15 protein-coding genes are annotated in these 12,224 nt (G+C 71.5%); 12 read left to right on the plus strand and 3 right to left on the minus strand.

Going from position 1 to position 12,224, the window contains the following annotated elements; all coding sequences use genetic code 11:
- The first annotated feature begins 72 nt into the window (after window positions 1–72).
- The 4 genes from CUT39_RS14690 to CUT39_RS14705 are packed head-to-tail and all read left to right on the plus strand — an operon-like array spanning window position 73 to window position 2,534.
- Window positions 73–441: an NADH-quinone oxidoreductase subunit A gene (locus CUT39_RS14690; protein WP_100447846.1), complete on the plus strand. Its 369-nt coding sequence runs from the start codon at window positions 73–75 to the stop codon at window positions 439–441.
- Window positions 432–974: an NADH-quinone oxidoreductase subunit B gene (locus CUT39_RS14695; protein ID WP_269799166.1), complete on the plus strand. Its 543-nt coding sequence runs from the start codon at window positions 432–434 to the stop codon at window positions 972–974. Before CUT39_RS14690 ends, CUT39_RS14695 begins: the two co-directional genes overlap by 10 nt.
- A 53-nt stretch (window positions 975–1,027) precedes the next feature.
- Window positions 1,028–1,594 (plus strand): NADH-quinone oxidoreductase subunit C, encoded by a 567-nt coding sequence (locus CUT39_RS14700; protein WP_100447848.1) that lies wholly within the window; start codon window positions 1,028–1,030, stop codon window positions 1,592–1,594.
- The gene (locus tag CUT39_RS14705) at window positions 1,587–2,534 is read left to right on the plus strand and encodes a complex I subunit 1/NuoH family protein (RefSeq protein ID WP_100447850.1); all 948 of its coding nucleotides are present in this window, start codon (window positions 1,587–1,589) and stop codon (window positions 2,532–2,534) included. Before CUT39_RS14700 ends, CUT39_RS14705 begins: the two co-directional genes overlap by 8 nt.
- Here CUT39_RS14705 and CUT39_RS14710 read toward each other — a convergent pair.
- Together CUT39_RS14710 and CUT39_RS14715 are read right to left on the minus strand one after the other, a co-directional pair.
- On the minus strand, window positions 2,531–2,857 hold the full coding sequence (locus CUT39_RS14710) for an FmdB family zinc ribbon protein (protein ID WP_100447853.1): 327 nt from the start codon (window positions 2,855–2,857) through the stop codon (window positions 2,531–2,533). The genes CUT39_RS14705 and CUT39_RS14710 overlap by 4 nt on opposite strands.
- Window positions 2,858–2,990: 133 nt before the next feature.
- Window positions 2,991–3,608: a 5-formyltetrahydrofolate cyclo-ligase gene (locus tag CUT39_RS14715; protein WP_100447855.1), complete on the minus strand. Its 618-nt coding sequence runs from the start codon at window positions 3,606–3,608 to the stop codon at window positions 2,991–2,993.
- Between the two features lie 161 nt (window positions 3,609–3,769).
- Between CUT39_RS14715 and CUT39_RS14720 the strand changes: the two genes are divergently transcribed.
- The 4 genes from CUT39_RS14720 to CUT39_RS14735 all read left to right on the plus strand — a co-directional run bounded on the left by CUT39_RS14720 (window position 3,770) and on the right by CUT39_RS14735 (window position 8,693).
- Window positions 3,770–5,734 (plus strand): sensor domain-containing diguanylate cyclase, encoded by a 1,965-nt coding sequence (locus tag CUT39_RS14720; RefSeq protein WP_100447857.1) that lies wholly within the window; start codon window positions 3,770–3,772, stop codon window positions 5,732–5,734.
- A 116-nt stretch (window positions 5,735–5,850) separates the two neighbouring features.
- Window positions 5,851–6,741: a UTP--glucose-1-phosphate uridylyltransferase gene (locus CUT39_RS14725; RefSeq protein WP_100447859.1), complete on the plus strand. Its 891-nt coding sequence runs from the start codon at window positions 5,851–5,853 to the stop codon at window positions 6,739–6,741.
- Window positions 6,742–6,790: 49 nt separating this feature from the next.
- A complete protein-coding gene (locus tag CUT39_RS14730; RefSeq protein WP_408611153.1) occupies window positions 6,791–8,029 on the plus strand; it encodes a molybdopterin molybdotransferase MoeA in 1,239 nt (412 codons plus the stop codon).
- Window positions 8,030–8,063: 34 nt separating this feature from the next.
- Window positions 8,064–8,693 (plus strand): GNAT family N-acetyltransferase, encoded by a 630-nt coding sequence (locus CUT39_RS14735; protein WP_100447861.1) that lies wholly within the window; start codon window positions 8,064–8,066, stop codon window positions 8,691–8,693.
- Here CUT39_RS14735 and map read toward each other — a convergent pair.
- On the minus strand, window positions 8,668–9,474 hold the full coding sequence (map, locus tag CUT39_RS14740; RefSeq protein ID WP_100447863.1) for a type I methionyl aminopeptidase: 807 nt from the start codon (window positions 9,472–9,474) through the stop codon (window positions 8,668–8,670). The genes CUT39_RS14735 and map overlap by 26 nt on opposite strands.
- Before the next feature lie 110 nt (window positions 9,475–9,584).
- Between map and CUT39_RS14745 the strand changes: the two genes are divergently transcribed.
- The 4 genes from CUT39_RS14745 to CUT39_RS14760 all read left to right on the plus strand — a co-directional run bounded on the left by CUT39_RS14745 (window position 9,585) and on the right by CUT39_RS14760 (window position 12,223).
- Window positions 9,585–10,718 carry a 5-(carboxyamino)imidazole ribonucleotide synthase gene (locus tag CUT39_RS14745; protein WP_100447865.1) on the plus strand — a complete coding sequence of 378 codons (1,134 nt, stop codon included), beginning with the start codon at window positions 9,585–9,587 and terminating at the stop codon, window positions 10,716–10,718.
- A gap of 9 nt (window positions 10,719–10,727) precedes the next feature.
- Window positions 10,728–11,237, plus strand: coding sequence for a 5-(carboxyamino)imidazole ribonucleotide mutase (purE, locus tag CUT39_RS14750; RefSeq protein ID WP_100447867.1), 510 nt, complete (start codon window positions 10,728–10,730; stop codon window positions 11,235–11,237).
- A gap of 288 nt (window positions 11,238–11,525) precedes the next feature.
- Window positions 11,526–11,789, plus strand: coding sequence for a ribbon-helix-helix domain-containing protein (locus tag CUT39_RS14755; protein WP_100447869.1), 264 nt, complete (start codon window positions 11,526–11,528; stop codon window positions 11,787–11,789).
- Window positions 11,786–12,223: a PIN domain-containing protein gene (locus CUT39_RS14760; protein WP_100447871.1), complete on the plus strand. Its 438-nt coding sequence runs from the start codon at window positions 11,786–11,788 to the stop codon at window positions 12,221–12,223. Before CUT39_RS14755 ends, CUT39_RS14760 begins: the two co-directional genes overlap by 4 nt.
- Window position 12,224 lies beyond the last annotated feature (1 nt).

A 12,224-nucleotide genomic window follows, 5' to 3' on the forward strand; every position in this document is an offset into this window, starting at 1 on the left:
ACAATTCGGCCCCCGGCCGGACCGGGCGCGCGGGCGCTTCCCTCCTTCCGCCTCGCGCACTATGGTGTGACCATGAACTCCTCCCTGCTCGGCGACTACGCCGTCTTCGGGGTGCTGCTGCTGGCCGGATTCGCGTTCGTGGCCGTGGCGATGACGGCCAACCGGCTGCTCAGGCCGCACGCGCCGTCGGCGGCCAAGGCCCTGACCTACGAGTGCGGGGTCGATCCGGTCGGCGGGGACTGGGCCCAGGTCCAGATCCGCTACTACGTCTACGCGTTCCTGTTCGTGCTGTTCGCCGTGGAGGCGGTGTTCCTGTTCCCGTGGGCGGCCGTCGCCGCCTCCTTCGGGCCGCCGGCGGCGGCCGAGATGGGCGTGTTCGTCGGCGTGCTGGTCCTGGGGCTGGCCTACGCCTGGAGGAAGGGGGTCCTGCGATGGCAGTGAGGCTGCCGTACCCGTCCAAGTCCGGCGCCGCAGCCGAGGGCGCCGGTGCGTTGGGCGAGCCGATCCGGTTCATCCTCAACTGGGGCCGCCGCTATTCGCTGTGGGTGTTCAACTTCGGGCTGGCCTGCTGCGCCATCGAGTTCATCGCGGCCTCGATGAGCCGCCACGACTTCATGCGGCTGGGGGTGATCCCGTTCGCGCACTCGCCGCGCCAGTCCGACCTGATGGTCGTCTCCGGCACGGTCACCGACAAGATGGCCCCCGCGGTCAAGCGCCTCTACGACCAGATGCCCGAACCGAAGTACGTCATCTCCTTCGGGGCCTGCTCGAACTCCGGCGGCCCGTACTGGGACTCCTACTGCGTCACCAAGGGCGTCGACCAGATCGTCCCGGTGGACGTGTACGTGCCCGGGTGCCCGCCGCGCCCGGAGGCGCTGCTGTACGGCATCGGCGAACTGCAGAAGCAGATAGGCGACGAGCCGCTGCGCCCGGCGTCGAGGCTGCGGGCGGCGCTGAGGAGGCGCGATGCGTGATCCTATTTCCTATAGGAAATATCCTATAGGATTCATTCCGCCGGGGAGGGCCCGTGCCTGATCCCTGGGAGGAGCGCGTGCGGGCGGCGCTGGCGGTCGAGGTCGTCCCCGACGCCGCGCGCGCGGTCGCCGACGTCCCGCCCGAGCGCTGGCACGAGGCCGCCCGCGCCTGCCGCGACGAGCTCGGCTGCGACTTCTTCGACTGGCTGTCGGCGGTCGACGAGAGCGAGATCGAAGACGGCGCGGGCCTGCGGGTCATCGCCCATCTCTGGTCGATCCGCGCCCGGCGCGGGGTCCTGCTCCGCACCGCCGCGGCCGGACCGCTCGAATCCGTCACCGACCTCTACCCCGGCGCGTCCTGGCACGAGCGCGAGACCCACGAGATGTTCGGCGCCGACTTCGCCGGCCACCCCGGGCTCGAACCGCTGCTGCTCCCGCCCGAGTTCGAGGGCCACCCGCTGCGCAAGGACTTCGTCCTCGCCTCCCGCGTGGTCAAGCCCTGGCCGGGGGAGAAGGAGCCCGGCGGCGGCCGCCCCGGCGCCCGCAAGCGCGCCCCCAAGAAACCCCCCGGCGTGCCCGACGGATGGATGGAACCGGCCGGCGAGGAGCCCGATGCTTGAGATCGCGCTCAAACTCGCCGGCGTCATCGCCGCATTCCTGCTGCTCCCGCTCCTGGTCGGCCAGACCGAGCACAAGCTCATGGCCCACATGCAGGGCCGGCTCGGCCCCATGCACGCCGGCCGCTTCCACGGCTGGGCGCAACTGATCGCCGACGGCGTCAAGTTCGCGCAGAAGGAGGACCTGGTTCCCGCCGCGGCCGACCGGCCGGTCTTCAAGCTCGCCCCGGCGGTCGCGCTCGTCCCCTACCTGCTGGTGCTGCTGTTCATCCCGCTCGGGCCCGGCGATCTGGTCGGCTCCGGCCTGGAGATGGGCCTGTTCGTGGTGCTGGCGCTGGTCGGCATCGGCGTGCTCGCGGTGCTCATGGCGGGCTGGGCCTCGGCCAATAAGTACACGCTGGTCGGGGCGCTGCGCGCGGCCGCGCAGTTGATGGCCTACGAACTGCCGCTGGTGCTGGCGGCCGCCTCGATCGCCGTCGCCGCCGGAACGCTGAACCTCTCCGGCATCGTCGAGGCCTGGCACCCCTGGTGGCTGCTGTGGCAGGCCCCGGCCGCGCTGATCTTCTTCATCGCCGGGCTCGCCGAGATCCGCCGGCCCCCGTTCGACGCGCCCGTGGCCGACTCCGAGCTGGTGTTCGGCTACCTCACCGAGTACGCCGGGCTGCGCTTCGCGCTGCTGCTGCTGGCCGAGTACGCCGGGATCGTCGTCATCGCCGCACTCACCTCGGTGCTGTTCCTGGGCGGCTGGAAGGGTCCGGGACCGGACTCGCTCGGCTGGCTGTGGACGCTGCTGAAGACCGGCGCGCTCTCGGCGGTGGTGATCTGGCTGCGCGTGGCGTGGCCGCGGCTGCGGGTCGACCAGATCCAGGCGCTGTGCTGGAAGGGGCTGGTGCCGGCCGCGCTCGGCCAGCTCGTGCTGACCACGGTCGTCGCGCTGGCCTAAGCCGCCTTCGAGTCCGAGGCGGCCGCCGAACCCGACGCGCTCTCGCTCTTGGGCTTGGACTCGCTCTTCGACTCGCTCGTGGACTCGGAACTCTTGGCGCCGTTCTGCGAGCCGTTCTCGCTCAGCGTGCTGGAGTCGGACGAGCGGGAGTCGGTGCGGTAGAAGCCGCTGCCCTTGAAGGTGACCCCGACGTTGCCGAAGACCTTGCGCAGGGCGCCCGCAGTCTGGCACGAGGGGCAGTCGGTCAGGCGCGGTTCGGAGAACGACTGGTGCTGGTCGAACTCGTAACCGCACTCCTTGCAGCGGTATTCGTACGTCGGCACGGCTAACCTCCAGCGATGGCCGGGTCGCGACACGGCTCGCAAAGTCGGCCGTGGGCGGGTCGCGGTCGGACCCCGATCGAGATTAGCACTCAGCGGCCCGGAGTGCTAATGGCGTCCAGGCCTGCGGTGACGGTCACTCGAGCGTGGCGTAGCCGCCCGAGGGGGTCACGATCGCGGTGACCGGCCGGTCGTGGTCCTCGGCGGGGACCGCGACTCCGAACTCGCCGTCGCGCAGCAGCCCGACCACCGGGGTCCCCGGCCGCAGCCGCGTCAGCGCCCGGTCGTAGGAGCCGCCGCCCCGGCCCAGGCGCAGTCCGGAATGTGAGACGCCCAGGGCGGGCACGATGACCACCTCGGCCCGCCCGATCGCCGCCGGGCCGCGGGTGGCGGCGACCTTCTCCGTCCCCTTCGGTCCACTGAGCGCCGTTCTCGGCCGCGCCGGATCCGACGACGACTGCGGCACTTCGGTGCCGACGACGACCCAGTCGAGGTCGTTGTCCGCCAACGTCACCGGCAGCAGCACCCGGTAGGTCTCGGCGAGGCGCTCGGGCAGTTCGGGCTGCAGCGTCGCCCCCGGCTCGGCCCCGAACGGCCGATAGGCCGCGACCGTCGCGCCCGCGGTCAGCGTTTCGTCCAAATAGCCCCGCAGCGCGATCCAGGTCGCCCGGTCCGCCGAGGCCCGGTCGGCCGCCGGTAGGGCCTTTCGGCTGCTCAGCAGCTTGGTTCGAACGATGTGTTTGTCTATAGCCATGATCGTCCCTCCTGTGTTCGACCTATAACCAGCACCGATTCCACCAAATAGCTAAATCTGTTCACCTTTTCGGGCGGCATCGCCTCGGAAACGCCCCGCCGTGTCGTGTCGAGACGGTTGCGCTAGGTAGTCTTCTAGGGAGTGAACTTGAGGGGGCTTCGGTGTCGCTGCGCTCACGGCTCACCACGGCGTTCCTCGTCGTCGTGCTCGGGCCGGTCCTGGTGGGGGCCGTCTTCGTTGCTGCCATCATGTCCCATCTGGCGGACTCCCGCGGCGAGGCCGCGGCCGACTCGGCGGTCACCGTGGTCGACTCCACCCTCGGTACCATCTGCGAGCGCATTCAGGCCTCCGCGGCTGCGGTGGCCCTCAACCACGGTAGCGGCGGCCGGGACGGCGGCGCCGACATGGCCGAGCTCCTGGTCGACCGCGCCGTCGTCGACGGTATCGCCTTCACCGGCATCGACGACGCCGCCGGCCACGCCACCAGCGTCGGCGACCCCGCCCCCGAAGGCGCCTGGGCCGACTGCGGGGCCGAGGCCATCCGGGCCGGCGCCCGCCCGGTCGTCGCCCTCGGCGCCCAGGCCGAGGTCCGCAACGACGACGGCTCCACTGCGGCCTTCACCGCCTTCCGCGTCGTCGACCAGGCATTCCTCGCCTCCCTCGCCGACGCCGCCGACGCCTCCCTGGTCCTGGACGACGGCCGCTTCGAACCGCTCGAGGCCCGCGGCGCCGACCCCGCCGTCTGGGCCCGCACCGACGCCTTCCTCCCGCTGCGCATCGGGACCGTCTCCACCGACGTCACCCCCATGTACTGGACCCTCGCGGCCATGGTCGCCGCCTCGGGGGTGCTCGCGGTCGCCCTGGCCTCCTGGCTCGCGCGCTCCACCACCCGCCCCCTGGCCGAGCTGTCCGGGGCCGCCCAGCGCATCAGCGAAGGCGACCTGGACGTCCGCGTCCAAGTCCAGGGCGGCGACGAGTTCGCCCAGCTCGCCGACAACTTCAACCGCATGACCGCCCAGACCCAGTCCTACGTCCAGGCCCTGACCACCTCCCGCGACCAGATGCGCGGCCAGCTCGGCTGGCTCGGCCAGACCCTCACCGCCACCCTCGACCTCGACCGCATCCTCGAGGTCATCCTCGACACCGCCATGGTCACCACCAGTGCCGAGGCCGGACTGGTCATGCTCGCCGACGTGGCCGACACCGACCGGCTCGGCCAGCGCGCCGCCGAAGGCGCCCTCGGCATCGACGAGCCGGCCTCCGTCCGCCTCGGGGAGGGCGTCATCGGCGGCATCGCCGCCAGCGGCGCCCCCGCCCACGGCCGCATCGTGGACGGCCGGCTCGGGCCGTGGCGGCGGGTCGCCACCGAACCGGACGCCCGGACCATCGTCGCGGTGCCCTTCAGCAGCCGCCAGACGCCCGAGCCCGAGCATCCGGGCGCCCGCAGAGGCGGCGCCTCCGAGGACGAGGCCGGCCGCGGCCAGCACTGCGTGCTCGGCGTGCTGGTGCTGTACAACCGGGTCGCCGACCTCGACTTCGAGGACGGCGACGTCGAGACCCTGAAGACCTTCGCCGGGCAGGTCGCGGTCGCGGTCGAGAACGTGCTCCTCCACCGCCGCGCCCAGCGGCTGAGCCTGACCGACCCGCTCACCGGTCTGTGGAACTACCGGTTCATGCAGACCTCGCTGCGCCGCGAGGCCGAACGCGTGCGCCGCTACCGGCGCTCGTCGGCGCTGCTGGCGATCGACCTCGACCGGTTCAAGATCGTCAACGACACCTACGGGCACCCGATCGGCGACCAGGTCCTGGTCGAGCTGGCCCGCCGCATAACCGGGCAGATCCGCGAGGTCGACCTCGCCTTCCGCCACGGCGGCGAGGAGTTCATGGTGCTGCTGCCCGAGACCGACGCCTCCGGCGCCACCGCGGTCGCCGAGCGGCTCGCCCGCGCCCTGGCGAGCAGGCCGTTCAAGGTCGGAGGCCTGGAGCTGAGCGTCACCGTCTCGGTCGGCATCGCCGTCCTCGGCGAGCACGCCGACACCGCCGCCGACGTCCTCGCCGCCGCCGACGAGGCGCTGTACGCGGCCAAGGCCGCCGGCAGGGACACCTGGCGGGTCGCCGCCACCTGAGCCCCCCTCGGCCGGGCCGGACGCCGCCCTCGGACGCTCCGCCGCAGGTAGACCGGCCCGGACCCGCGTCCGGGTGGCGGACATCTGACGCAGCGTCGTCACGATACGCTCGCCCTATGTCTGAAACCTCGCGTCGGGCCACCAAGGCCGTCATACCCGCCGCCGGCAACGCCACCCGATTCCTCCCGGTCACCAAGTCCGTCCCGAAGGAACTGCTGCCGATCGTGGACAAGCCGGTGCTCCAGTACATCGTCGAGGAGGCCGCCGAGGCCGGCGCCGACGACGTCCTGCTGGTCACCGCCCGCGGCAAGGACTCGATGGTCGACTACTTCGACTCGCGATTCGACCTCGAGGAGGCGCTGGCCGCGAAGGGCAAGGACGACGCCCTCGAATCGATCCGGGCACCCGAGCGAACCGCCGAGATCCACGCCGTCCGCCAGGGCGGCGCGCTCGGCCTCGGCCACGCGGTCGGCCGCGGCGCCGCCCACGTCGGCGACGAGCCGTTCGCAGTCCTCCTGGGCGACGAGTTCTGCCACCTCGACGACAAGCTCCTGCCGCGCATGATCGAACTCCAGGCCGAGACCGGCGGGATCGTGCTGGCGCTGATGGAGGTGCCGCGCGAGGACGTCTCGCGATGGGGCATCGCCTCGGTCGACGCCACCGACGACGACGACGTCGTCGAGGTCACAGGAATGGTGGAAAAACCCGCCGTCGACCAGGCCCCCTCGAACCTCAGCCTCATCGGCCGCTACGTCCTGCCCGGCTCGATCTTCCCGGTCCTCCACGACACCCCGCCCGGCCGCGGCGGCGAGATCCAACTCACCGACGCCATGGACACCATGCGCGCCAAAGGAACCCCCGTCCACGGCGTGATCTTCCGCGGCCGCCGCTACGACACCGGCGAGCCGGCCGCCTACCTGCAGACCATCGTCGAACTGGCGAGTGAACGCGACGACTTGCCCGGCTTCAACGCCTGGCTGCGGGAATTCGGTGCGACACTGGACTAGCGACGCTGGTCGGACGATGGCGGGGACTCGACAAACGGGGGGCTGAGAAGTGAAGGGCAGCGGTGAGGCGACGCCATTGGCGGACTTCCTGTCAAAGGCGCTGGCCCTCGTCCGGCCCCTGCCGCCCACCGACGTCGACATGACCCGGTCGACCGGGTCGGTGCTCGCCGAGGACGTCACCAGCTCCGGCCCGCTCCCCGCCTTCGACTACGCGGCGATCGACGGCTACGCCGCCGCCGCCGACGACCTGGCCGGCGCCAGCCCCGAGCGCGGCGTCGGCCTCAAGGTCCTCGGCGACCTAGCCGCCTCCTCCTGGCGGCCCGTCCGCCTGGTCAAGGGCGCCTGCTTCTCGGTCGCCGCCGGCGCGCCCCTGCCGGTCGGCGCCGACATCGTCGTGCCCCTGGCCTGGACCGACGAAGGCATGGCCACCGTCGAGGTCCGGCAGGTGCCCCGCCGCGGCCACGGCGTCCGCCGCCTGGGCTCCGAACGCACCTCCGGAGAGATCCTCGCCCACGAGGGCCGCCGCATCACCCCCCAGCTCATCGGCATGCTCGCCGCCGCCGGCGTCGCCGACGTCGTCGTCCGCCCCACCCCGCGCGTGGTCGTCATCGCCACCGGCGACGAACTGGTCGACACCGGACGGCCCTCCCAGCCCGGCCAGTTGGTCGACGTCGACTCCCACCTGGTCACCGCCGCCGCCTCCGAAGCCGGCGCCCACGCCTACCGGGTCGGCATCTGCGACGACGACCCCGACGCCCTCCGCATGGTCCTCGACGACCAGATCCTCCGCGCCGACCTGGTCGTCACCACCGGCGGCACCGGCACCGGCCCCGGCGACATGGTCCGGCGCACCTTCTCCCGCGACGGTGCGGTCGCGTTCGACCCGGTCGCCGTCTACCTGTGCGAGACGATGGGCTTCGGCACCATCGGCCCCGAGGAGGTGCCCGTCGTGTGCCTCCCCGGCGACCCGGTCGCGGCCATGGTCGCCTTCGAAGTGATCGCCCGGCCCCTCATCCAGCGCCTCGCCGGCGCCGAACCGGTCTTCCGGCCCAGCGTGCGGGCCAACCTGACCGAGCCCGTATCCTCACCGAACGGGCTGCGCGAATTCCGGCCGGTCCGCGTCGCCGAACGGCGCGGCGGCGGCTACACCGTCGCACCGCTCGGATCGACCTCCTACACCCTCACCGGTATCGCCGAGGCGACCGGACTGATGACCATCGGGGAGAACGCGACCCGGGTGCCCGCCGGGTCCACCGTAGACGTGCTGCTACTGGATCGAAACCGATGAACCGCCACGACACACTGCACCTGGACCGAAATAGATGACCCTCTCCAACCCCGGCTGGCCGGTGCGACTCGCCCACGGCGACGTGGGCGTGAGACCCTTTCGCCGCAGCGACGCCCGGCGCTGGAGCGACCTGCGCCGAGCCAACGAAGCCTGGCTCGCGCCCTGGGAGCCCGGCACCGGCACCACCTGGCACGAAGCCCACTCGCCGGCCGCGTTCCGCGCCATGCTCCGGGGCCTCAAACGCTCGGTCAAGGACGGCACCAGTTGGCCGCTGGCCGTCTGCCACCGCGGCGAACTGGTCGGCGGGCTGACGGTGGGCAACATCGTGCGCCGCGCCTTCGGCTCGGCCTACGCCGGCTACTGGATCGACCAGGGCCACGCCGGCCGCGGCATCACCGCCACCGCGCTGGCCCTGGTCATCGACCACGCCCTCACCGTCGGCCGCCTCCACCGCATCGAGGTCAACGTCCGCCCCGAGAACGCACCGTCCAACCGCATCGCCGAGAAACTCGGACTGCGCCGCGAGGGCCTGCACAAGCGCTACCTCTACATCGACGGCGGCTGGCGCGACCACTACGGCTACGCCGTCACCGCCGAGGAGGTCGCCGCCGAGCGCATGATCGACCGGATGGAGCGGCTCAGGCGCGCCGAGTCGAACCACTGACCGGCTGCGGCAGCGCCGAACGGTCGGTCAGCACGATCGGGTCGCCCTCGGTGACCGCGATCGTGTGCTCCATGTGCGCCCCGCGCGAGCCGTCGGCGCTGCGCAGCGTCCACCCGTCGGCGTCGAAGCGGATCCGGTCGGTCGTGTGCAGGAACCACGGCTCGATCGCGATGACCAGGCCCGGCCTGAGCCGGAGCCCCCGCCCCGGCCGCCCGTCGTTGGGCACCTGCGGGTCGGCGTGCATCGTGCGCCCCACCCCGTGCCCGCCGAACTCGGTGTTGACCGACAGGCCCTCGGCCCGCGCCACCTCCGCGATCGACGCCGAGACGTCGCCGAGCCGGCTGTCCGCCCGCGCCGCGCCGATCCCGGCCTCCAGCGCCCGCGCGGCCGTATCGATCAGCCGCAGGTCCTCCTCGCGCGGCTCGCCGACCGCGACGCTGATCGCCGAATCGGCCACCCAGCCGTCGACCTCGACGGCGAAGTCGAGGCTCAGCAGGTCGCCGTCGCGCAGCCGGTAGCGGTGCGGCAGCCCGTGCAGGACCGCGTCGTTGACCGATGTGCACAGCACCTTCCCGAACGGGCCCGACCCGAACGGCGGCGAATAGTCGACATAGCAGGAGCGCCCGCCGGCCTCCTTGATGCGGCGGGCGGCCAGTTCGTCCAGATCCAGCAGGTTCACGCCGACGTCGGCGACCTCGGCCAGCTCGGTCAGGGTCTGGGCGACGAAGCGGCCGGCCGGGCGCATCCGCTCGATCTCTGCAGGGGAGTAGTACTCGATCACCCGTCGAACCTATCCGACGCGCGGGCCGACCGCAGCCGCCGCGACGATCCGCGTCACGCCCGGACCCGATCGCCGCCGCCGCAGGTGGCGACCGGGTTAGGCTCACAGCCGTGGACGCCGCGACCCAACTTCCGACCGTCGCCGTGATCGGCGCCGGCCAGCTCGCCCGCATGACCCATCAGGCCGCCATCGCGCTCGGCCAGAGCCTGAAGGTCCTCGCCGCCGACCCCGCCGAGAGCGCCGCCGCCGTCGCCTCCCGGGTCGAGATCGGCGACTTCCGCGACCTCGACGACCTGCGCGCCTTCGCCGCCGACGCCACCGTGGTCACCTTCGACCACGAGCACGTGCCCCAGGCGGCCCTCCGGGCGCTGGGGTCCGAGGGTGTCGACCTCCAGCCCCGGCCCGAGGCCCTGCGGTACGCGCAGGACAAGCAGGCCATGCGCGAGCGGCTCGGCAAGCTCGGACTGCCGATGCCGCGCTGGGCGCCGGTCGACTCGATCTCCGATGTGGAGGCGTTCGGTTTCCCCTGCGTCCTCAAGGCCGCCACCGGCGGCTACGACGGCAAAGGCGTGTGGATGGTCGACCGGCCCGGCGACGCCCAGGCCGTCCTCGCCTCCGGCGTCCGCCTCATCGCCGAGGAGACGATGAACCTCGAACGCGAACTGGCCGTCCAGGTGGCGCGCTCCCCGCGCGGGGAGACCGCCGTCTACCCGGTGGTCGAGACCGTGCAGCGCGGCGGGATCTGCACCGAGGTCATCGCCCCCGCCCCCGATGTCGGCCCCGAGCTGAACGAGACCGCCGCCGGCATCGCGCGTACCGTCGCCGACGAGCTCGGCGTCTGCGGCATGCTGGCGGTGGAGCTGTTCCAGACCGCCGACGGCCTGTTCGTCAACGAACTGGCGATGCGCGCCCACAACTCCGGCCACTGGACCATCGAAGGGGCCGAGACCAGCCAGTTCGAGCAGCACCTGCGGGCCGTGCTCGACTACCCGCTCGGATCGACCGCGCCGACCGCCCCGATCACGGTGATGGCCAACGTCCTCGGCGGCGAGGCCGGCGGGCCCCGCCTCGACGAGCGGCTGCAGCATCTGATGGCCGGCGACCCGGGCGCGCGCGTCCACCTCTACGGCAAGGCCGTCCGGCCCGGCCGCAAGATCGGCCACGTGACCGTCCGCGGGGACGACCTGGATTCCCTTCGCGCCCGCGCCAAGCGAGCGGCCCGGCACCTGACCGAAGGCAAGTAGGCTGTGCACATGGTTGAGAACGAACGCGCCCGAGTCGGCGTGATCATGGGCTCCGATTCGGACTGGCCGACGATGGAGGCCGCCGCCGGGGCCCTGGAGGAGTTCGGGGTCCCCTTCGAGGTCCGCGTGGTCTCGGCGCACCGCACCCCGCACGCGATGCTCGCCTACGCCGAGTCGGCCGCCTCCCGCGGCATCGGGGTCATCATCGCCGGCGCCGGCGGTGCCGCCCACCTGCCCGGCATGGTCGCCGCCGCCACACCGCTGCCGGTGGTCGGCGTCCCGGTCCCGCTGTCGAACCTCGACGGCCTGGACTCGCTGCTGTCGATCGTGCAGATGCCGGCGGGCGTCCCGGTCGCGACCGTGTCCATCGGCGGCGCCCGCAACGCCGGCCTCCTGGCCGTCCGCATCCTCGGCGCCTCCGACCCGGATCTGCGGGAGCGTATGTCCAACCACCAGGTCGACCTGGAGCGCCTGGTCTCGGAGAAGGACTCCAACCTCCGCTACAAACTCTCGCACTAGCCACTTACAACAACGGCACTGCCGATGGTGATACTAACGCCGGTGTTACTAACACTGCTGTTACTACCAGCATTGTTACTACGGAGGTGCATCGTTGGTCGGATTCGTCGGCTGTGCCTGGCACCGCCTGGCCGAACGAACGCCGCTGGCCCCGGCTCTGGAAGCCGCCGGCACCGTTCTGGAGTGACCGCTCGGCTATCGCGACCAACTCGTGGAAGTCGACCTCACGGCCCGGTTGGTCGCCGAATAATGCCCGGTCGCTACATATGCGTGTGGTAGCATACGCATATGGCTAGGAAGCGGACCATGGTCTACGCCGATGAAGAGGATCTCGCGATCATCAAGGAAGCTGCGAGGCGCTACGGCGTATCCGAAGCCGAGCTCATCCGCAAGGCGATCCACCGTGCCGCGATGTCGAGCCGGATCTGGGACGAACCGTTTTTCAGCAAGACCTACAAGCGGATCCGAAATGAAGGCTACGAGGAGGCGAAGGAAGCAGTCTGGCGGGAACAGCTCGACAGATATCGTGCAACGCGGAACGGCGACTCGTGATCGTCGTCATCGCGGATACTTCTGGACTGGTCGCAGCGCTGGATGCCGAGCATCCCGACGGCGAAGGTGCTCGGACCGTCATGCACACCGCAGGTCTGCTCGTCGTTTCCCCGGTCCTCCTGTCGGAACTCGACCACCTGGTCGACCGTGAATTCGGTCAGGATGCCGCCCTTGAGGTGGTCGATGATCTGCGAGTGAGGGTCGACGAGGGCCGAGCGTGCATCCCGCACATCACGTCCCGCATCGTGGCCTTGGCGCAGGAGGTTCGTCGCAAATACCGCGATCTCGATCTCGACATCGCCGATGCCGTCAACGTGGTCGTGGCGGCCGAGTTCGAGACGGACGCGATCCTGACGCTCGATCGTCGGGACTTCCGCGCGATCAAACCGCTCGCCGAGTACAACGCGTTTCGTCTGCTGCCGGACGACATGTGAA

Source organism: Glycomyces xiaoerkulensis (genome assembly GCF_002798405.1).
Classification (GTDB): domain Bacteria; phylum Actinomycetota; class Actinomycetes; order Mycobacteriales; family Micromonosporaceae; genus Glycomyces; species Glycomyces xiaoerkulensis.

Bases quoted from the DNA above. Each gene is read 5' to 3' on its own strand.
- CUT39_RS14690 (WP_100447846.1), top strand. From the start codon at position 73: ATGAACTCCTCCCTGCTCGGCGACTACGCCGTCTTCGGGGTGCTGCTG.
- CUT39_RS14695 (WP_269799166.1), top strand. From the start codon at position 432: ATGGCAGTGAGGCTGCCGTACCCGTCCAAGTCCGGCGCCGCAGCCGAG.
- CUT39_RS14705 (WP_100447850.1), top strand. From the start codon at position 1,587: ATGCTTGAGATCGCGCTCAAACTCGCCGGCGTCATCGCCGCATTCCTG.
- CUT39_RS14715 (WP_100447855.1), bottom strand. From the start codon at position 3,608: ATGGCTATAGACAAACACATCGTTCGAACCAAGCTGCTGAGCAGCCGA.
- CUT39_RS14725 (WP_100447859.1), top strand. From the start codon at position 5,851: ATGTCTGAAACCTCGCGTCGGGCCACCAAGGCCGTCATACCCGCCGCC.
- CUT39_RS14735 (WP_100447861.1), top strand. From the start codon at position 8,064: ATGACCCTCTCCAACCCCGGCTGGCCGGTGCGACTCGCCCACGGCGAC.
- purE (WP_100447867.1), top strand. From the start codon at position 10,728: ATGGTTGAGAACGAACGCGCCCGAGTCGGCGTGATCATGGGCTCCGAT.
- CUT39_RS14755 (WP_100447869.1), top strand. From the start codon at position 11,526: ATGGCTAGGAAGCGGACCATGGTCTACGCCGATGAAGAGGATCTCGCG.